The 17,458-nt window shown below is 61.6% G+C and carries 17 protein-coding genes, 5 pseudogenes and 1 other annotated feature; of the genes and pseudogenes, 14 read left to right on the top strand and 8 right to left on the bottom strand.

From position 1 onward, the window contains the following. Window positions 1-57 precede the first annotated feature (57 nt). The 9 genes and pseudogenes from OOB33_RS12895 (at window position 58) to OOB33_RS12855 (ending at window position 8,363) form a co-directional block, all read left to right on the top strand. On the top strand, window positions 58-447 hold the full coding sequence (locus tag OOB33_RS12895; RefSeq protein WP_271008975.1) for a hypothetical protein: 390 nt from the start codon (window positions 58-60) through the stop codon (window positions 445-447). Window positions 448-580: 133 nt separating this feature from the next. Then, window positions 581-1,564, top strand: coding sequence for a methylamine utilization protein MauJ (gene mauJ, locus OOB33_RS12890; protein WP_271008974.1), 984 nt, complete (start codon window positions 581-583; stop codon window positions 1,562-1,564). Between the two features lie 394 nt (window positions 1,565-1,958). After that, window positions 1,959-2,291, top strand: a pseudogene (locus OOB33_RS12885) (transcriptional repressor); the annotation flags it as partial. Window positions 2,292-2,488: 197 nt separating this feature from the next. Continuing rightward, window positions 2,489-3,205: a cobalt ABC transporter substrate-binding protein gene (locus OOB33_RS12880; RefSeq protein WP_271008973.1), complete on the top strand. Its 717-nt coding sequence runs from the start codon at window positions 2,489-2,491 to the stop codon at window positions 3,203-3,205. 82 nt (window positions 3,206-3,287) lie between these two features. Beyond that, window positions 3,288-5,423: a TonB-dependent siderophore receptor gene (locus OOB33_RS12875; RefSeq protein WP_271008972.1), complete on the top strand. Its 2,136-nt coding sequence runs from the start codon at window positions 3,288-3,290 to the stop codon at window positions 5,421-5,423. Window positions 5,424-5,426: 3 nt separating this feature from the next. Then, the gene (locus OOB33_RS12870; protein WP_271008971.1) at window positions 5,427-5,717 is read left to right on the top strand and encodes a DUF3649 domain-containing protein; all 291 of its coding nucleotides are present in this window, start codon (window positions 5,427-5,429) and stop codon (window positions 5,715-5,717) included. Next, the gene (locus tag OOB33_RS12865; protein ID WP_271008970.1) at window positions 5,714-7,333 is read left to right on the top strand and encodes a PepSY-associated TM helix domain-containing protein; all 1,620 of its coding nucleotides are present in this window, start codon (window positions 5,714-5,716) and stop codon (window positions 7,331-7,333) included. Before OOB33_RS12870 ends, OOB33_RS12865 begins: the two co-directional genes overlap by 4 nt. Next, entirely contained in the window at window positions 7,330-7,677 is a 348-nt protein-coding gene (locus tag OOB33_RS12860) for a DUF3325 domain-containing protein (RefSeq protein WP_271008969.1), read from the top strand. The genes OOB33_RS12865 and OOB33_RS12860 overlap by 4 nt, the downstream gene beginning before the upstream one ends. A gap of 467 nt (window positions 7,678-8,144) precedes the next feature. Next, complete coding sequence (locus OOB33_RS12855) at window positions 8,145-8,363, top strand: helix-turn-helix transcriptional regulator (RefSeq protein ID WP_271008968.1); 219 nt, start codon at window positions 8,145-8,147, stop codon at window positions 8,361-8,363. On the opposite strand, the gene OOB33_RS12850 is transcribed toward OOB33_RS12855, so the two are convergent. After that, window positions 8,292-8,600, bottom strand: a complete 309-nt coding sequence (locus OOB33_RS12850) for a hypothetical protein (protein ID WP_271010094.1) — start codon at window positions 8,598-8,600, stop codon at window positions 8,292-8,294. The genes OOB33_RS12855 and OOB33_RS12850 overlap by 72 nt on opposite strands. Between OOB33_RS12850 and OOB33_RS12845 the strand changes: the two are divergent. Together OOB33_RS12845 and OOB33_RS12840 are read left to right on the top strand one after the other, a co-directional pair. Continuing rightward, window positions 8,554-8,760: pseudogene (locus tag OOB33_RS12845) on the top strand (IS3 family transposase); the annotation flags it as partial. The gene OOB33_RS12850 and the pseudogene OOB33_RS12845 overlap by 47 nt on opposite strands. Window positions 8,761-9,033: 273 nt before the next feature. Then, on the top strand, window positions 9,034-9,246 hold the full coding sequence (locus tag OOB33_RS12840) for a hypothetical protein (protein ID WP_271008967.1): 213 nt from the start codon (window positions 9,034-9,036) through the stop codon (window positions 9,244-9,246). A 362-nt stretch (window positions 9,247-9,608) separates the two neighbouring features. Here the strand turns inward: OOB33_RS12840 and OOB33_RS12835 are convergent. The 3 genes and pseudogenes from OOB33_RS12835 to OOB33_RS12825 form a co-directional block, all read right to left on the bottom strand. Then, window positions 9,609-9,824, bottom strand: a pseudogene (locus OOB33_RS12835) (integrase core domain-containing protein); the annotation flags it as partial. A gap of 27 nt (window positions 9,825-9,851) precedes the next feature. Then, window positions 9,852-10,886, bottom strand: coding sequence for an IS110 family transposase (locus OOB33_RS12830; protein ID WP_442953044.1), 1,035 nt, complete (start codon window positions 10,884-10,886; stop codon window positions 9,852-9,854). A 169-nt stretch (window positions 10,887-11,055) separates the two neighbouring features. Then, a pseudogene (locus tag OOB33_RS12825) lies at window positions 11,056-12,107 on the bottom strand (IS3 family transposase); the annotation flags it as partial. Further along, window positions 11,713-11,829, bottom strand: a sequence feature (AL1L pseudoknot). Its footprint overlaps the pseudogene before it by 117 nt. Here OOB33_RS12825 and OOB33_RS12820 point away from each other — a divergent pair. The 3 genes from OOB33_RS12820 to OOB33_RS12810 all read left to right on the top strand — a co-directional run bounded on the left by OOB33_RS12820 (window position 12,106) and on the right by OOB33_RS12810 (window position 14,544). Continuing rightward, complete coding sequence (locus tag OOB33_RS12820) at window positions 12,106-12,726, top strand: hypothetical protein (protein ID WP_271008965.1); 621 nt, start codon at window positions 12,106-12,108, stop codon at window positions 12,724-12,726. The pseudogene OOB33_RS12825 and the gene OOB33_RS12820 sit on opposite strands and share 2 nt — an antisense overlap. Before the next feature lie 319 nt (window positions 12,727-13,045). Continuing rightward, window positions 13,046-13,645 (top strand): type IV toxin-antitoxin system AbiEi family antitoxin domain-containing protein, encoded by a 600-nt coding sequence (locus OOB33_RS12815; RefSeq protein ID WP_271008964.1) that lies wholly within the window; start codon window positions 13,046-13,048, stop codon window positions 13,643-13,645. Next, window positions 13,642-14,544 carry a nucleotidyl transferase AbiEii/AbiGii toxin family protein gene (locus OOB33_RS12810; protein ID WP_271008963.1) on the top strand — a complete coding sequence of 301 codons (903 nt, stop codon included), beginning with the start codon at window positions 13,642-13,644 and terminating at the stop codon, window positions 14,542-14,544. Before OOB33_RS12815 ends, OOB33_RS12810 begins: the two co-directional genes overlap by 4 nt. Window positions 14,545-14,837: 293 nt before the next feature. On the opposite strand, the gene OOB33_RS12805 is transcribed toward OOB33_RS12810, so the two are convergent. The 4 genes and pseudogenes from OOB33_RS12805 to OOB33_RS12795 all read right to left on the bottom strand — a co-directional run bounded on the left by OOB33_RS12805 (window position 14,838) and on the right by OOB33_RS12795 (window position 17,440). Next, window positions 14,838-15,605, bottom strand: coding sequence for a hypothetical protein (locus OOB33_RS12805; RefSeq protein WP_271008962.1), 768 nt, complete (start codon window positions 15,603-15,605; stop codon window positions 14,838-14,840). 60 nt (window positions 15,606-15,665) lie between these two features. After that, window positions 15,666-16,040, bottom strand: a pseudogene (locus OOB33_RS24545) (transposase); the annotation flags it as partial. Window positions 16,041-16,121: 81 nt separating this feature from the next. Then, complete coding sequence (locus OOB33_RS12800; protein ID WP_271008961.1) at window positions 16,122-16,553, bottom strand: hypothetical protein; 432 nt, start codon at window positions 16,551-16,553, stop codon at window positions 16,122-16,124. After that, window positions 16,550-17,440: an RHS repeat domain-containing protein gene (locus OOB33_RS12795; RefSeq protein WP_271008960.1), complete on the bottom strand. Its 891-nt coding sequence runs from the start codon at window positions 17,438-17,440 to the stop codon at window positions 16,550-16,552. The genes OOB33_RS12800 and OOB33_RS12795 overlap by 4 nt, the downstream gene beginning before the upstream one ends. Between the last annotated feature and the right edge of the window lie 18 nt (window positions 17,441-17,458).

Below are 17,458 nucleotides of genomic sequence, written 5' to 3'. Positions count from 1 at the left end.
TTTCAGCTCCGCGCGGCCAACTGGCTCCGGCCCCTCAGCTTCAACGTTAGAGCGCACATGCTTGCACCGCGCAATAAGGATCGCCTTCTCCGCCTTGCAGCGGCCACCGCAGCGCTTGCATGGTGTACGCCGGCATACGCGCATAGCGAAGCAGTCGTCCTTGGTGTACTGGTCTACTTTGGTTTAGGTGGTGGTTTGGTCGCCGGCCCCATTGCTGTCGTGGCCAAGCGCGCCAAGCTCAGCTTCGCTTGGCCATTCGCTGCATTCCTGGGCATCTTGTCAGTCTTTGCAGCTGTTTGGGCGAGATCTATTGAAGTCATTCCATACGCCATTGCATATGGTGCTTTTGTGTCAGTGCTGCCGTTTGTTATTTCCTATTACCTCAGCCGATTCGTTGCGCAGCGCATCAATCAAGCCATCAGTGCGCGAAGTAGGGGCCTGCCGTGAGTGCGGAATCGCCAATGCGCTCTAACCTGCCGCTCAACCGGACCCGCAACGGCATGCCGCCTTCGGGCCTCATTTCATTCTGGCCCTTCGGCGTCCTGCCGTCGCTGGCCGGTTAGCTTCAACGTTAGGCGCCATGAAGAACACATCGTCACCATCCAGCGATATCCCAAACGAATCACTCGGTCCTGCCGGCGTCAGAGGTGAACTGCACGTTCTGGCAATCATGGCGAACGAAAAGCGAGACGATCAGAGTCGACTAAAAGATTCGTCTACACGCACTTTCAAGGTAGAGGCACTTCTCGCAAAGGCAAACTCGGCCACCGAAGGGATCAAAGGCGACTTTGGCGTCGAGGACGGCGGCTCGTATCTCCTATTGCCGCAAGATCAAGCAATGAGCCGGGTACGGTGTGCGGGCGGCATGTTTGAGTTCAAGAAAAACAGCAAAGGCGAGCAGTCGTTGGTCTCTTTCGAATGCACAGCAACCAGCACTGCTGAAGCTCGTCGGAAGTTCTCCGAGACTGTTTTGCCATTCGTGGACTACCTAAGCTACGTGGCCAATTGCCCAATCGTGCTTACAACAATTCGCGTGCACGACCCGAAGAACGACCGACATGCAATCGAATACGTGTCGCCGTATCGCCAAGCAATATTTAGTCAGCACATCAGCAATCTCTACCCAGAGATGGCCCCGGTGCATGCCATGTACCGTGAAGCCAAAAATTCGCATAGCGATTTCTACACGTTCTTGTGTTATTACAAGATCCTTGAAGGTTTGCTCGGCGCAGTCCGGAACGAAGTGTTCGTCAGAGCAAGATCAAAAGGAATATCGCTTCAGGGACGAAGGGAAGTTGTTCCGGCATCCGAGCACATTGCAGAGTCATACCAAAAGCACGTTGGAAAGCCGATCAAAGGCTTCTTCGATGAAGTCCTGAACCCACAGTTTCGGGTTGCTATCGCGCATTTCATTACCGACGCCGGAACTATTCTCAACATGAGCGATTTCCAGCACGCCAATAGCTATGCCGAAGTCCTGTTCGTCACCGAGCTATGTGTTCGTGAAGTAATTCAAAGCCACTCGCTGCTTCTTGAGGCGCTGCATGCCAAAAATGGCGCCTAACCCGTTACAGGGACTTCCCACCGCTTCAAGCTCCAATAGCAAGACCTGACCCTGCAGGGCCCTTTTCATTTCTAGACCTGTGTTCTGAACAGCGGCAACGCAACGAGGAACAGACTGAACATCTACAAACGGGCTTGCTGCGGATCAGGCCGCTACCCCGGATACGAACCGCTCAGCAAGACCCCATTCGTTCGTCGTTGTTGGCTCAGCGCACCGAGCGTGCCACGGGCGGGTTATCGGGTTCCCCTGCTGCCGGTCTGGCTTGCAGGCCGCGACGAGCCGGAGGCTCATCCCTTCACTAGGCACAAGCCGTTCTCAGGACGCCTTGTGTCCGGGCTCAGCCTGTGCTTTGCTTCTACGAACGTGGGTCTGTGATTCAGTGAATGAGTGATGGCACCTGAGCGCCGAAGAGGTTTACAAGCTGCTGCTGGCCCAAGGCTCGGATGTGAGCCTGACCACCGTCTATCGCGTGCTGATGCAGTTCGAGCAGGCCGGGCTCTTGGCACGCAGCCATTTCTAGACCGGCAAATCAGTGTTCGAGCTCAATGAGGGCAAGCACCACGACCATCTGGTGTGCATGAACTGCGGCCAGGTTGAGGAGTTCTTTGATCCCGAGATCGAAGAGCGGCATCGCGAGGTGGCCCGGGCCCGCGGCTTCGAACTGCAGGAGCACGCGCTGGCCTTGTACGGCCTGTGCTCAAGACCCGGCTGCAAACCGTCAAAGTGACTGGACTTTCGGCTCGAACCACCTATAAAATAAGAATCATTCGCATCTAAGCGATTATTCCGGCAGCGCGCGCATCCCAGCGCCCGCCTGCCCGGCCAGCCGCCTCGTTCTGAGGCATGCCAGCTCCCTCACGTTTTCTCATTCCTGCCCGCATCGGGCCCGGCGCGCTGGTGCGCGCCGCTTCTTTTGGAGTTGCCATGTTGAAGAACAAGACCCAGCTTGCCGCCCTGCTGGCGTTCACGGCCCTGCAGTCCCAAGCCCATCAGATCTGGATAGAGCAGGACGCCAGCGGGGCCCGCGTCCATCTGGGCGAGTTTGCTGACAATCTGCGCGAAACCTCGCCCGGCATGCTGGACAAATTCAACCAGCTCTCGGCCCGCGTGGTGACGGCCCAGGGCGAGCGTGCCGTCGAGCTGAGCAAGCAGGCCAATGCCTTTGCCCTGGCTGCTCGTGCCAGCACCGGTGAGTCCCTGATCGCCCAGGAGTTGGGCTACCCCTCCTGGGAGCGCAAGCTGGGCGAGAAGATCGAGCGCCATGTCTGGCTGCCCGCCGCGCGCTGGGTCGGGGACCTGGCCGCGCGCCAACCATCGTTGAGCCTTGACCTGGTGCCCACCGGCAAGGCCAACGAGTTCCAGGTCTTCTTCAAGGGTCAGCCCTTGCCCGAGGCCAAGGTGGAGGTGGTCGCTGCCTCGGGCTGGTCCCGTGCGGTCCAGGCCGATACAACAGGCCGCCTCAGCATCACCTTGCCGTGGAAGAGTGCCTATGCGCTGGAGGTCAAGCACACCGACCGCAGCGGCGGCGAGCGCGCGGGGCAGAAATTCGATGTCGGCCAGTATGTGACCACGCTCAGCTTCAGCCTGGCACAGGGCCTGGCCCCGTTGCCGCTGCCTGCCCCCGGCACGCCGGCCAAGTAAGCCCTTCGCGCCCCCGTCGGCGCCCTCCCCGCACTTTATGAAACAAGGCCGGCCGGCTTCGGCCACGGCCTGGAGCCCTCTCATGCCCGCAAGAAACCACATCCGCCCTACCCTCTCCGCCATCGCCGCGCTGATGCTGGGTCACTCGATCGCCAACGCACAGGAAGCCGAGATCAAGCTCGACAAGGTCGTCGTCAGCTCGTCCCGCAAGCTGCTCGAGGGCGCCAGCACCAAGCTGGCGCTGACGGTGCGCGAGACGCCGCAATCGATCAGCATCCTCGACCGCGAGCGCATCGAGCTCGAGAACCTGTTCAGCATCAACGAAGTGCTGAAGAACGTGACCGGCATCAACGTCACCTTCTACGACACCCAGCGCCCGCTGTACTACGCACGGGGCTTCCAGATCACCGATTTCCAGGTCGATGGAGTGCCGACCTACAGCGGCAACACCAACCAGGAGTACGACACCGCGCTGTACGAACGCATTGAGGTCGTGCGCGGAGCCAATGGCCTGATGAGCGGTGCAGGCAATCCGTCGGCCACCGTCAATATGCTGCGCAAACGCGCCCACAAGGGTTTCGACGCCTCGGCGGCCCTGACCTTCGGCTCTTGGAACCACCGCCGGCTGGAAGCCGATGTCAATGTGCCGCTGAAGGCGGACGGGCGCCTGCGCAGCCGCTTCGTCGCCGCCGTGCAGGACCGCGACAGCTTCCGTGACCGCTACAGCGAGCGCAAGACCAGCTATCTGGGCACGGTGGAGGCCGAACTGCTGCCGGGCACGACGGTGGTGCTGGGCTACCAGAACCAGAACAATGTGCCCGAGGCGCCGATCTGGGGCACCATCCCGCGCTTTGCGGCCGACGGCTCGCTGGCCGATCTGCCGCGTTCGACCAGCTTCTCGCCGAGCTGGACCCGCTGGGCGCGCCAGTCGGGGACCGCCTATGCCACCTTGGAGCAAAAGCTCGGAGCGGACTGGAATCTGAAGGCCATCTACAACCGCACCCAGGGCGATTCGATGAGCCTGCGCACCTATGGCAGCGGCTATCCGGATCTTGTCACCGGTGCCGGCCTGCGCCTGCTGGCCGCCGTGGGCGTCAGCGAAGACACCCGCGACGGCCTCGACGTCTATGCCAACGGGCGCTTCACACTGTTCGGCCGCGAGCATGACCTGGTGCTGGGCGCCAGCTACTCCAAGCTCGAAACATTGACGCCGACGCTGAGCTCGTTGGCCAACTGGAGCTATGCCATCCCCAACATCCGCCAGTGGAATGGCGAGGCCCCGGTGCCGACCTACAGCCGTACCGGCGCCTCGCGCATCGCCACCACCGAGCAACTGGGGGTATTCGCCTCGGCACGCTGGCGTGTCAGCGATAGCCTGGCCCTGATCACCGGCGCGCGCCTCAGCAACTGGCAAACCCGCACCGACAACTTCAACACCAGCGGTGCCTTCGTCAACACCACCGGCGCCTACAAGGTCAGCAAGGAGCTGACGCCGTACCTGGGCTTTGTCTACGACCTGAACCGCGAGCTGTCGGTCTATGCCAGCTACACCGACATCTTCAAGCCGCAAAGCGCCAAGGACAAGAACGACAACCTGCTCTCGCCGGTGCTGGGCTCGAACGCCGAGCTGGGCCTGAAGGCCGAGCTGCTGGACAAGCGGCTGGCCCTGAGCTTCGCGCTGTTCCAGGCCAAGCAGGACAACTACGCGGTGCGCGATATGTCGGTGCCCGACAGCTTCAAGCTGCCCGACGGCAGCTATCCGCAGATTGCCGTCAACGGCACCAAGAGCCGCGGCTTCGAGTTCGACGCCAGCGGCAGCCTGAGCCCCAGCTGGACGCTCAATGCCGGCTTCACCCAGACCCGCACCAGCCGCCATCCGAACGACCTGATCTATGCCAATCTGCCCAAGCACAGCATGCAGCTGACGACCAGCTACAAGCTGCCGGGCGCCTGGGAGCGCGTGACCCTGGGCGGCGGCTTCAACTGGCAGAGCGTCGTCACCGGCTATGGCATTCCGCATCCAAAGCTGGGTACGGTCACGGTGACGCAGGATGCCTATGCCCTGCTCAATCTGCATGCCAGCTACCGCATCAACGACAAGCTGAGCCTGGGGCTGTCGGTGCGCAATGCGCTCGACAAGTCCTACTGGGCCAATCTCGACTATCCCAACTACGGTGACCCGCGCAGCCTGATGCTGAGCCTGCGCGGCCACTTCTGAGCGATGTGGCGCTACCGCATGGTCGTGGCATCGCGGGCGCTGGCGGCGCTGGGTGGTGGCTATCTGCTGGCCGCCGCCGTGGCCGCCGCCAGCGCTGTCTATCTGCCGCTGTGGCCGGGGCTGCCGCGGGCAGAAGCCACGATTGGTGGCGTGATGCTAGCCTTCCTCGTCTATGCCGTGGCCTTCATGACGGCATTTGCCTGCCGCACCGCTCTGCGCGCCTGGGCCTATGTCCTCACGCCAGCGCTGGTGCTTGGGCTGGCTGTGATGATCCAAACGGGAACCCTTTCATGAGAATCGACGGAACCCGCGAGGGCCTGCGCCAGGCCATGGCCTGGCTGCACACCTGGGTCGGCCTGCTGCTGGGCTGGCTGCTGTTTGCCATCTTCCTGAGCGGCAGCATGGCCTTCTTCAAGCTGGAGCTGAACCACTGGAGCAGGCCCGAGCTGCATGGCCTGGGCCGTGAGGCTCACGGCGTGACGGCCATCCAGCTGGCCGATGCCGAAACCGCGCTGCAGCGGCTCGCGCCGCAAGCGCAAAGCTGGCGCCTAACGCCGGCCGACGAGCGCCGACCGCTGGCCACCCTGAGCTGGCGCGAACCGGCGACGGCGGGCCAGCGCGCACGTTTCGAGCAGCGCTGGCTGGACCCAGCCGGCGGTGAGCCCGTTGCGGCGCGCGCTACGTTTGGCGCCGGCGAGTTCTTCTACCGCTTCCATTTCGAGCTGCGCTCGGCCCAGCAAAGCCGCTGGATTCTGGAGGGCCGCTGGCTGGTCGGCCTGGCCACCCTGTTGATGCTGGTGGCCCTGCTCAGCGGCATCGTCACGCACCGGCGCATCTTCAAGGACTTCTTCACCTTCCGCCCCCGCGCCAAGGCCGGGCAGCGGGCCTGGCTCGATGCGCACAACCTCAGCTCCGTGCTGGCCCTGCCCTTCTTCTTGGTGATCACCTTCAGCGGCCTGATGACACTGCACAGCCAGTACATGCCGGCAGGCATCGCCGCCGCTTACGGCAAGCAGACGAATGCCTATTTCAGCGAGCTGGCCGGCGAGCCGACGCCGCGCAAGCGGGGTGGCAGCAAGGCCGAGGCCGCGGCCCTGCCTCTGATCGGCGAGGCCGGCTGGGGCCGGGTGCTGAGCCAGGCACAGGCCCTGCTACCCGGCGCACGCATCGAGGCGGTGGCCCTGCAGCGGGAAGGCGACCGGACCGTGGTCGAACTCAATCGCCACGACGGCGACCGCTTGCAGTACCGCGGCCCCCGCCTGCTGTTCGATGCCGCCACCTTGCAACTACTGCATCAGGTCGACGTCACCGCGCCGGCCACCAAGACCTATGGCGTGCTCTACGGCCTGCATATCGCCCGCTTTGCCGACCTGCCGCTGCGCGGACTGCTGTTCGGCTTCGGCCTGCTGGGCAGCGCCATGGTCGCCACCGGCCTGGTGCTGTGGTGCGTCAAGCGCCGCGCCGAGGTCGACCGCCGCAAACAGGCTTTGAGCTTCGGGCACCGGCTGGTGAACACGCTCAATATCGGCACCATCGCCGGCCTTCCGCTGGCCATGGCCGCCTTCTTCCATGCCAACCGCTTGCTGCCTACGGGCCTGCCCGAGAGGCCCGACGCCGAGCTGAAGACCTTCTTCGCGGTCTGGGGGCTGAGCCTGATCGGCTCGGCGCTCGGCTGCGGATGGCGCCGCTTGTTTGCCGTTGGCGCGGTGGCTTTCGCCGGTCTGCCGGTGCTGGATGCATTGACCGGCCCCGGTCTGGCCCAGGGTTCAGCTGTGATCGTTGCGGTCGATACAGGCTTTATGGCCACCGCCCTGCTGCTAGGGCTGCTGGCCTGGCACTGCAAGCCCGTGGCCCGGCGGGCAAGTCCTACCCCCGAAAGGCCCGCGGCTCAGGTCGGGTGCGCAGGATGACGATGCTGCATCAGTTGCTGTGCTGCCAGGTCGCCTTCACGGCCCTGTGCCTGGCCATGGACAGGCATCACGAAGACGCAATGGAGCGGCCGCTGGAGCCGTGCCGGCGGCGCTGGCTGCGAGCGTTGGCGCTGCTGGCCTTTGCGCTGTCATGGGTGACGGTCTGGCCGCGCACCGATGTCGGCATCGCCTGGGTCGAGTGGGTGGCCCAGCTAACGCTGGCCGCCGTGAGCGTGGTGGCGCTGACCACCTGGCGGCCCCGATGGATGGCCCGCATAGCAACCGTCAGCGCCACCGCAGCACTACTGCTGCCAACCCTTAACCTCTTTCCCAGCACCGGCTGAACTGGCAGCTTGGTAGAAATCGTGAGCGAGCAAGTCGCTCAAGCGCCAGGCTCAATCCTCGTTAGACCTTCGCTGAAATGCGCACAACTTCCCACGATGATTGCGCACTATGGGCATGCGCGTCCCGGCATCGGCGCGGCGGGTGGACGGGGTGGCGATCTGGCCGACCGTCGCGCGAAGCGCGCTTCCTCCAGTCGGCCTGTTCGCCAAGGGGGCCCGCTCACGCAAGGCGTGAGGGAAGACGGCCCACGCACCCTGGCAAAGGGAAGGGCCGCGAAGTTTTGCAGTTCAGCCCGTTCGGCTAGGGCCCCGGGGGGGCGGCCGCGCCCCCCGCAACCAAGGCCGCGTACGCGACACGTGGACGCTGGTGCTCAGCGCATGCCAGGCGCACGAAATTCGCTCGATTTCAGCTCAACCGCGGGACCTGAGCACACCTGAGGTGAAAGAACCAGGCTGCGGAGCAGCTTATGCAAGCGAATCACGACACCAGCAAACCAGGCAGGCCTTCACCGACGCTCCTTCGACTGCCAATGGTCATGCACATGACAGGCCTGGGCCGCTCCACGATCTACCGGATGATCGCTAAGAAGCAGTTCCCCGGTCCCATTCGTCTGTCAGATCGAGCGGTGGCCTGGCGCCAGGTAGATCTCGCGGCCTGGATCGAAGGCCGTGTCGCGACGCATTGAGCTTGCCCCGTGAGACACAACGGGGCGGGAACCCAGCCGCTGCAGTTGCCAGTTACTCTGCGCACGAAGCTTGTCTTGAATGGCAGGCATCGCCTTGCACTGACGCCGCAGCAGGGCGACCTCGTCAAGAATCCGCGCTAGCGGCGTCGCGACCATCAAGCTATCCGAAGTCCGGCTGCGGCAGGCAGCCAAAGGCAATTGCCTGGACAACGCCGCAATGGAGAGCTTCTTCGGCACGCTCAAGTCCGAGTTCTTCTACCTCAACAAACTCGCTGACATCGCAGATTTGAAGACGGGCCTGCGCCCCTACATCCACTACTAAAACCATCAACGCATCAAGCTCAAACTCAATGGTTTGAGCCCGGCCCAGTACCGAACGCAGGCATTGAGTTGCTAGCTTCCAACCGCCCAACTTCTGGCGGTCAGTTCAAACCCGGGGCGATTCAGGACGCGCTACGCTAGGCAGCTGATCATCGCTTCTCGCGGCCAGCCAGCTCCGGCCATTTAGCATCAGCGCTAGTCCGTCGAAGGAGTGCATCCGCCTTCATCAACCGGGAGTATGAAACCCGAGCCGCGGGCAAGACCATGGTGCATATTGCTTACTCACGCTCAGTCCGAGCGCGCCTCTCACGAGGCAATCAATCCTTCATGCAAACGCTAGGAGCGAGCAATGTCCAAAGTCCTCAGTTTCATCGACAGCAATCGCATCTCGCACAGGCTTGTTCTCGAAGACGGCGATCTTGTTTTGCTCAAGGAACTAAAGAACAAGCAAAAGGCGAGCTTTCAAGTAACCATTTCCGGCGCAGGCGTAGACGGAAATACTGCTTTCATCACGCACAAGGGCCGGATCTATGATCTCCCGAAAAATCAGCTTCCGGGCTAGTTGACGCAGCCAATCCGAAGAGTCGCCGTGTACTGCTGGCACACGATATCCGTCTGGCCGGCACGGATGCCTAGCAACTCTTTCAATTGGACTCGCCTCGGCTGACTGCCCCGGCCCGATCTGAGGTACGCAGCAACCTCTCCCTGCTCTGACCCAACAGCCCCGCCTTCTCGACCCGTGTAGATATAACATTAGGCAACCCAAGTTCAACGACAGAGCACTATGTCTCAACTCGCTTCAGTGCCAGAGTGGCTTGGAACAGCCGTCACCGGCGCGATCATCGCAGCGCTTGGATACGTGGCAAAGCTGGCCGCGGACCTGGTTGAATCGCCCCGGGTTCCGAGGAGGCCTGTTGGTTTAAGTCAGGCGGTCGCGGCCTGACCAGCGCGGTGACGATGGTAATTGGCTTCGAACTCAGCAGGCGGCACATGGCCCAGTGGGCCCATCAGCCGGTGATGGTTGAACCAAGCGACCCATTCCAGTGTTGCCAGTTCCACCGCCTGCTTGGTCTTCCAAGGCCCGCGCCGGTGAATGACCTCGGCCTTGTACAGCCCGTTGATGGTCTCGGCCAGTGCGTTGACGCTCCTATGTCAAGGGGCCGGAGCCTAGTGCCTCAGATCAGCAAGGATTAAGGGGTATAGCTCACGCACGATGTAGCGCTTTAAGCAGCGTTGGATTTCCTTCCTCGACAGGCCCTCGGAGGTGCGTCGTGCCACGTACGCTTGGGTCCGCGGTTCGCTACGCATGCGAACCATTGCGATGGTCCACAGAGCGTTGTTCGCAGCACGATCGCCACCCCTGTTCAGTCGGTGGCGCGCCGTCTTGCCAGATGACGCCTGCAGCGGGCTCACGCCGCAGAGTGCAGCCAACGCAGCTTCACTTTTGAGTCGGTCGGGGTTGTCGCCCGCCACACAGATGAGTACGGCGGCTGTCTGCGCGCCGACTCCGAACTCCGCTCGCAGTTTTGGAGCGTGGTCATTCGTCAGACGCTCAAGCTGGCTGTCCATGAGCTTGATCTCGGCGTCAAGGGCCAGCCAGCGCTTCGCGAGGATGCGAAGTGTCGCGGTCAGTGACTTCAACAGGATGGTCGTGCCCAGTGATCGGACCCGCGCGCAAGCGCCGACGCATTCCTCGGTCCTTGCACTCAGCAAGCGTTCTCGAATCTCCTGTGGCGCGCTGACCAACAGCCCGCGTAGTTGATTGATGGCCTGCGTACGCGCCTTCACTGCACTTCTGCGAGCAACCGACACAGCACGCATCGCCTGCGCAGCGCCAGACTGCTCCTTAGGGATCGCTGTCGCGCGCCCGGACAAGACAGCGCAGGCCGCACTCTCCGCATCGGTTGGATCCGACTTTCCACGCGACCTCCGCGTTGCGCGATCCGGTCGGTTGACTTCGAAGACCTCGATGTTGTTGTCCCGCAGGGCCTTCGTCAGGCCAGAGCCATAGGTGGCGGTTCCCTCGATGCCCGCACGTCGCACATCTCCAAGCGATCGTGCCCAAGCAAGCAACTGCAGGTAGCCGGCAGCCGTCGTTTCTACAGCCTGCGTCGCAAGGAGTTTGCCAGCGACGCTGATGACGGCGCCAACGTGCTTATCCAGATGGGTATCGACCCCAAGAATGACCTCGTTCTGATTCACTCGCATGTGCCCCCAAAGTTGCTGATGGCATCGCCAACCTCAACAGCCGGACAGGACACTCAGGGTGCAGAACAAAGCTCCTATAAGGTCACATGCGCTGAGCCCGACGGTGCGCGGGGAACGTCCGACATGGTCGACAGGTCAACGCAAAGGCAGCAAGGCCAGTCATAGCTCGGGTCAGGCCAGGTCGGCGTTCAGGGAGGAATTTGAACTGAGTGTCGTAGCTGTCGCCCTTGGAGCCCACTGAGGGCTCGATTCCGGCCTCGGCCAGCCGCTCGCTGTAGCGGATCGACAGGTATTGCGAGCCGCGGTCGGAGTGATGCACCAGGCCCTTGGACGGCTTGCGGTCGTACAGCGCCTGCTCCAATGCGTCGAGTACGAACTCGGTGTGCATCGAACTGCTCTGACGCCAACCCACGATGCGCCGGCTGAACACGTCGATGACGAACGCCACATACACCCAGCCCTGCCAGGTTGAGACATAGGTGAAGTCCGAGACCCACAGCTGGTTCGGCCGCTCGGCCCGGAACTGCCGATTGACGCGGTCCAACGGGCATGGCGCCTTGAGATCGGGAATGGTGGTGCGCACGGCCTTGCCTCGGCGCACACCCTGCAGCCCGAGCTGGCGCATCAGCCGCTCGACGGTGCAGCGCCCCACGGCGACGCCTTCGCGGTTGAGCTGGCGCCAGACCTTCTCGGCGCCGTAGACCTGATGGTTGGCCTGCCAGACGCGCTGCACCTGCGGTAGCAGTTGCACGTCGCGCTGAGCTCGCAAAGAGCGCAAGGCCGGGCTGCGCTGGCACGCGACGTGGCACCAGTACGCCGATGGGGCAATCTGCAGGACGCGGCAGATCGGCTCGACCCCAAGCTGCTGGCGGTGCTGGTCGATGAACGCCTTCAAGACTTGATGCGGCGGTCGAGCTCCGCCTGGGCGAAAAACGCGCTGGCCAGCTTCAGAATCTCGTTGGCCTTGCGCAGCTCGCGCACCTCTCGTTCCAGTTCCTTGATGCGCTGAGCCTCCGCAGTCGAGACACCGTCTCGCTGGCCGGCATCGACCTCGTGCTGTTTCACCCAAGTGTGCAAGGTCTGCGGCACGCAGCCGATCTTGTCGGCGATGGATTCGATGGCCGCCCACTGCGACGGGTGTTCTGCTCGGTGCTCCAGCACCATGCGCACGGCACGCTCACGCACCTCGGGCGAAAACTTCGGGGACTTCTTCATGGCTCCATTCTCCAGAGTTGGAGCCTCCTCGAAACCCGGGGCGATTCAGGTCAGGCAATGGCGAAAGAACAAGGCAATCGAAGCCGCGCGCCTACTTCAGATGGCCTCGCTCCTTCAGGCATCCCGCGAAGTATTCATCTCACAGCGCAAGCTGATAGGCCGCCTGCAAGATGCGCTGGACGCTCGTCTTCCAACACGCCCTGCACCCGGCATAGGCTACGAGCGTCAGTTCACCGAGGTTTTCGCCATCTTCACCCCCGAGGAACGAGAGCTGCACAGGTTGATTCGTAGCATCACTGAGCATGGTCTGCGGCCATTGAACTTGGCAATGAGTGATTGGCTTAGCGCCGACATCACATATCGGAATTCCCGTGAGGTAGGCACTGCTCGCGGGCGCCTCGCCTGGAAGCTCAATCCCCTCGACACTCACCTTCGCCTCTGGCATGCAAAGTACGCCGCGTGGATTCCGGAGTACCCTGAGCATGCGCTGGTCTACCTTGCTGACGAAGAGGACCACGGATTAGGCTTCCCCGTCGGACTCGATGCGACAGTGAAGGAAGTGCTGGGCAGAATGGGAGGTTCTTCGCCAAGTGAGAAGGCCAACGCCCATGGAACTTAGTATGGGGGCACCTCAAGCCAAGACTGGCGCGAGCTGAGCCGAGGGCAGGCTGGCCTGGCGAACCTATCGGCTTGGGGCCAAGCGACCTGCGCCTACAACTTTTGCACGTTTCTCGGCCGCAACCCACATGACGATGCGGTGCAGGGAAATCAACAGCACTAACCCTCCGTTTCATGCGCACTCGTCAGGGGGTGGCAACACCGTCTGCACGCCCCGTGGAGGCTCGCCATTCCCTTCACCGCGAAACTCAAGCAAAGGTCAGACGCATAAAAATCGCATTACTTGAAGATAAGTAATGCAGATACTAAACTTCGATCTCATGAACCAGTCTGACCACATCCTCGCCCTGGCCCGCCAGCAACAAGTGCTTCGGGCAGCAGATGTTCGCGAGCATGGCTGGTCGCCTCAGCTCCTGATTCGCCTTCACCAAGCCGGCAAACTGCAGCGCTTGGGCCGAGGCCTGTACGGCCTACCCGATGCCGAGGTCACAGAACACCAGACACTTCTCGAAGTCAGCCAGCGCGTCCCCAAGGCTGTGCTGTGTCTGCTCAGCGCGCTCCAGTTTCACGCGATCGGCACACAACTCCCGCATGAGGTGTGGATCGCACTGCCCGAAGGCACTCAAACCCCGAAGCTGGGCTACCCGCCGCTGCGAGTCACGCGCCTGCGCGGACCGGCGTACAGCGAAGGGATCCTCACCATCACCGACCACGGCGCCCCCATCCGCGTGTACAGCGCAGCCAAGACGGTGACTGACTGCTTCAAGCTCCGCAACAAGATCGGCCTGGACGTGGCACTTGAGGCGCTCAAAGACGCCTGGCGCAACCGCAAGGTCACCATGGCCGAACTGAGCCACTTTGCCAAAATCAATCGCGTGGAGCGTGTGATGCAGCCCTACCTTGAAGCGGTGACACAGTGACCAGCAACCGATCGGCCTCCATCTTGGCGCGACTGCTGACACTCGCCAAGCAAAGGGGAGACGACTACAGCCTGCTGCTCAACCGGTTCGCAATGGAGCGTCTGCTGGCCCGCATCAGCACATCCCCACACGCCGACCGATTCCTTCTCAAAGGCGCCCTGCTCTTCACTCTCTGGTACGACACACCACACCGCCCAACCCGTGACGCCGACCTGCTGGGCTTCGGAGCCGACGACGAAGCCAACCTGATCGCCACCTTCCGGGATGTCACTGCCATCGACCTGAGTGATGGGATCACCTTTGATCCCGACTCCGTGCGGGCAACAGCCATCCGCGAAGACAACACCTATGGTGGTACCCGCATCACGCTGCTGGCTCGAATAGGCTCCGCTCGTTGCAGCCTACAGATCGATGTGGGCTTCGGCGATGCGGTGACGCCCGGGCCGCAAACCGCGGCCTACCCTACCCTGCTGAACGACTTCCCCGCCCCCAAGCTGGGCGTCTATCCGGTCTACACCGTGATCGCCGAGAAGTACCAGGCCATGGTGATGCTGGGACAAGCGAACAGCCGCATGAAGGACTTCTTTGACCCGGCGGTGATTGCACAACGCACGGAACTGGAGGGCGCCACACTGGCCGCGGCCATCGCAGCCACCTTTGCAAGGCGACAGTCCGATCTACCTACGGACCCACCCCTGGCCTTGACCCGAGCGTTCAGCCAAGACCCCGCCAAGTTGCGCCAATGGCAGGCCTTCCTGAACAAAAACCGCCTTGAAGCCGCCGGCTTGGATGAAACGGTAGCGCTTTTGCACGACTTACTTTGGCCCCCGACGCTCGTCGCACGGACCATGAGTCCGGCAACAGCCACGTGGAAGACGAAAAAGCTGAGCTGGGCTTGACATTCAACCCAAAGGGGATCGATGCCATAACCCTTCATACAAGCGCAATTTCAAGAAGCATGTTTCAGCAGTCCGTCCGGTCTTCTTGCCAGTGCCGAGCGATGAATCCAATGAAAGACTCTCAGCACGGGTTGAACCCATGCAGGTCACACCAATCATCTACAGCGGCTTCTGGCCATTTGCGGCAGTGATACGACAAGGAGGACAGTGGAAGAGAGCCGCCTCGGAGCCGCATTGAACTCCAGCCACCTGACACCCAATCCAGGGGTTTGAAATCCAAGACAGAAGAGGCGCTAGGGCATCCACCCGGTGAGTTCGATATCGCCGAGCTTCACCAGACGACTGCGATTGGCAGCCACGTCAAAGTAGGCGATGTAGGCAGTCGAACTGGAAATGATGAACCCCTTTCCAACTACTTTCCCATGGTCGTTAAGCTCCGTGCAAGCGCCCCGCTTGCCGCCAGATTGACAGCCCAGTTGAATTTGACGCTCCTTGTGCTTCGCCCATTTTTCGGCTGCGTGTTCGCCGATGATGGGCGCGACGGCCAGCGCAACGAAGGCAGCCAAAGCCAGGTAGTACAGAAGTCCGACGAACAGCCCCGAAATCCCAAGAGATGCGAAAAGGCTCTTTAGCCATCGAGGAAGTCGGTCTGCATTCCGCTTCAACCACTTGCCCAGACGTGTGTTCTCTGGGGGGTGGTGTTTTGTGATCGAGGTGACCCAAAACTGCAGAACAGCCATGACAAAAATTGCAGCTAGGAACACGCCAGCGGCTGGACTATTGAGCAGCGTGTGGATGCCTTCGAACACCGCCTTGTAGCCATAGTGGACGCGATCGCGGGAATCCAACGGCAGTAGCCCACTGTCGAATCCCCAATGGTCGAGATAGCGGCCGTAAGCCTCTTGCCCTATGAAGTGGAGTGCTGTCGCGACGGCACCCAGAGCAGCCACAACAGCCTTGCCCAAAGCGGCCCAAGGAAGGCCACGGCGAGAAGATGTTGGTGGCTCAACCGAGGGCCTACTCGGCTTGGCATTCGGTGAAGTCACTTCTGAGTCATTCATGTCATTTCCCTGTTGCGTGGCGCACTAGCACTGCTTGCAGTGCCCATGAAGTTTGGCGCTTCAAAGGCTCACTGCATGAGCCACCGGGAAACTACTGGGAACCAACAGAAGGTGCAGCCTGTTTGCAATGCAACCAGAACTCAATCGGGAGGTCCGCATGTACTTGCAGCAAGTCGATGCCACATGCGTACGCCTGACAGGCGCCACAAAAATCGAACCAGGATTCGACGGCCCCAAACACCATGCTGTGCTCCTCGGGCTCACCTCCTCCGGCTCCCTCCTGCGTGACATGAGCGAAAGGCCCATGCTGCAGACCTTGGCCCGCCACTCGTAGAAGAACGCTGAACTGATGCCCAGTTCGCGGCACAAATCGAGGACCGCAACGCCGGACTCTGCCCGCTTGGGCACGTCAATGATCTGGCTGTCGGTGAAGCACGATTTCTTCCTGGTAGAGGCCCTCCTGAGAGAGCCTCTACTTCTCCGGGCACCGGAGTTATGGGCGGAGGAGGAATACCGTCAATCCTGAAAACTCAAGGCAGCCGCAGCGACATCACGATCCAAATCCGCTGCATTCAAATCGACACCTTTCCCACTGGCGCATCCCGCGACAGCGCAAATCGCTTCCTTCACCGCGACGGCCAGGAAGCTACGAAATACCCCACCGTCAACCGAAGCCCATGACTCACGGGGTACGTAGATGTCCGCGGTGGCGAAGGAGTTCTTCTTCTGCAAGGCGACTCCTTCGACGCCCTGCTTTCCCCAAGACTGGATAGCCCCATCGATGCGAAGCACGAGTGCAATCTCTTTGATCGTATTGCTGTAGGGCCCTGTACAGCGTTCGCTCAGCAGTCTCCGAAAGGCGAGGATATGCGCATGGGTAGCCTCATGCGCGTCCTTGCCACCCACGTCCGCGCCCAGAGTAATCACTGTCTTGCTCGTCTCGCTCATTCGCCCAACCTCTTTCCGGCCCAGGGCTCTCGGTTCTCAGGCCCTGGTTTCCGCTCCACTAAATCACGTTCCTTCTTGATCATCTCACTTCTAGGTCCTCGGTCGGTCCGAACAACAGTTCCCCCATCGATTTCCTTGGCGGTGTATCGCTTGACGGGATCTTCGTGCTTGGTGACCCCATGCTTCAGAAAGTTACCTTCCTTGTCGAACTTCTCGTAAAGCGTGGCGGCACGCCCGTCAACCTTGTTTCCGTGCGCCACCTTCTCCACGGTCTTCACTGCCCGAGCTGCTTCCGCGCCTCGCTCGGCCATTCGGGCCGCCTTCAGCGCTTGCCCGGTTCCGGGAATGGGGCTCGCGACGCCCACCACACTGAGTGCAACGTCGGTCACTGCAGCGCCAACTCCCACACCCGAGTACATGGCAACGCCCAACTTGCCTAGGTCAAAGACGAGGAACGCAACGTCAAGCGGGCTGTGACCGTCAGGGTCGACGTACTTGTACGGGTTGTTGTTGGCGAACGCGTAACGATTAAAGCTGTGGCGATTCTCGGGGTCAACGCCGCGAGGATCCATACCTACGAACCGCCCTGTCAGCGGTTCGTAGTACCTGGCTCCCGCATAGGACAGCCCCGAATTGTCGTCATATGGCTTGCCGTGAAAGCCAATCTTGTTTTCAGCGCTGGCGGGCTGCCAATTGAGCTTGTCGCCGTACGGGAGGTAATTTTCTTTCCATAGCAAGTTGCCACTAGCATCCGTCGCCACCATCGGGGTTCCCGAGATGTCGTTGTGAAAATAGGTCACTGCCTCGGCAGAGGCGTTCGATTGAAGCGTGAGCCCTAGTAGGCAAGCAACGATCATCGCCAGAGCCCGCTTGATCAAGGTCTTCATTGGTCTCTTCTTTCCTTG

Origin of the sequence: Paucibacter sp. B51, assembly GCF_027863535.1 — a bacterium.
In the GTDB taxonomy this organism is placed as follows: domain Bacteria; phylum Pseudomonadota; class Gammaproteobacteria; order Burkholderiales; family Burkholderiaceae_C; genus Paucibacter_A; species Paucibacter_A aquatilis.
Note: the sequence above shows the minus strand (reverse complement) of the source record. Positions and strands in the feature narration are given on the sequence as shown.

Coding starts and splice junctions, on each gene's coding strand:
- OOB33_RS12865 (WP_271008970.1), top strand. CDS start 5,714: ATGAGAATCGACGGAACCCGCGAGGGCCTGCGCCAGGCCATGGCCTGG.
- mauJ (WP_271008974.1), top strand. CDS start 581: ATGAAGAACACATCGTCACCATCCAGCGATATCCCAAACGAATCACTC.
- OOB33_RS12855 (WP_271008968.1), top strand. CDS start 8,145: ATGCAAGCGAATCACGACACCAGCAAACCAGGCAGGCCTTCACCGACG.
- OOB33_RS12880 (WP_271008973.1), top strand. CDS start 2,489: ATGTTGAAGAACAAGACCCAGCTTGCCGCCCTGCTGGCGTTCACGGCC.
- OOB33_RS12805 (WP_271008962.1), bottom strand. CDS start 15,605: ATGAATGACTCAGAAGTGACTTCACCGAATGCCAAGCCGAGTAGGCCC.
- OOB33_RS12800 (WP_271008961.1), bottom strand. CDS start 16,553: ATGAGCGAGACGAGCAAGACAGTGATTACTCTGGGCGCGGACGTGGGT.
- OOB33_RS12870 (WP_271008971.1), top strand. CDS start 5,427: ATGTGGCGCTACCGCATGGTCGTGGCATCGCGGGCGCTGGCGGCGCTG.
- OOB33_RS12840 (WP_271008967.1), top strand. CDS start 9,034: ATGTCCAAAGTCCTCAGTTTCATCGACAGCAATCGCATCTCGCACAGG.
- OOB33_RS12795 (WP_271008960.1), bottom strand. CDS start 17,440: ATGAAGACCTTGATCAAGCGGGCTCTGGCGATGATCGTTGCTTGCCTA.
- OOB33_RS12860 (WP_271008969.1), top strand. CDS start 7,330: ATGACGATGCTGCATCAGTTGCTGTGCTGCCAGGTCGCCTTCACGGCC.
- OOB33_RS12815 (WP_271008964.1), top strand. CDS start 13,046: ATGAACCAGTCTGACCACATCCTCGCCCTGGCCCGCCAGCAACAAGTG.
- OOB33_RS12895 (WP_271008975.1), top strand. CDS start 58: ATGCTTGCACCGCGCAATAAGGATCGCCTTCTCCGCCTTGCAGCGGCC.
- OOB33_RS12875 (WP_271008972.1), top strand. CDS start 3,288: ATGCCCGCAAGAAACCACATCCGCCCTACCCTCTCCGCCATCGCCGCG.
- OOB33_RS12820 (WP_271008965.1), top strand. CDS start 12,106: ATGGCTCCATTCTCCAGAGTTGGAGCCTCCTCGAAACCCGGGGCGATT.